This window comes from Brucella grignonensis (genome assembly GCF_002252505.1).
Lineage (GTDB): Bacteria > Pseudomonadota > Alphaproteobacteria > Rhizobiales > Rhizobiaceae > Brucella > Brucella grignonensis.
In genome coordinates, this window is sequence record NZ_NNRL01000006.1 from 1 (window position 1) to 454 (window position 454).

Sequence of the window (454 nt, forward strand, 5' to 3'; positions counted from 1 at the left end):
ATCACGAGCAGGATCGAGACGGCATCCCAGACGCCCTTAGCGCCCGCGACAGCAAGGCCATCCAGCGATATCCGGAAAAAGAGAACAGCAATCGCAGCGGCAATGAAAATACCAACAGTACCGGACTGCTGGGCTGTCCAGCGTAACTGGATCAGCAAAAACGCGAGACCCGCAATCGGAAGTAAGGAAAGGATCCAATGCAATAAATCAACTGGCATAAGCTATGTTTTTCTTTCCGGATTCCGGGAGGGCCACTCCGAACTTGGCATTCCGACCCGAGATTTATCATGCATATCGCGTCAGAACCTTGATTCAGATCAATGATCTTGTTCTATTATGATGCCTCGCATTACCGGGAAGTGGCAACGTGGTAATCTAGGCCAGACCCCAGCTTCTCGCGATCTGCGCATAGAGACCCGCGCAACCGTTAGATGGCGCGCGACGGGTTCACAGG

1 pseudogene is annotated in these 454 nt (G+C 52.9%); it reads right to left on the minus strand.

What is annotated here, in order from left to right:
- A pseudogene (locus tag CEV33_RS00125) lies at positions 1–218 on the minus strand (L-lactate permease); the annotation flags it as partial.
- Between the last annotated feature and the right edge of the window lie 236 nt (positions 219–454).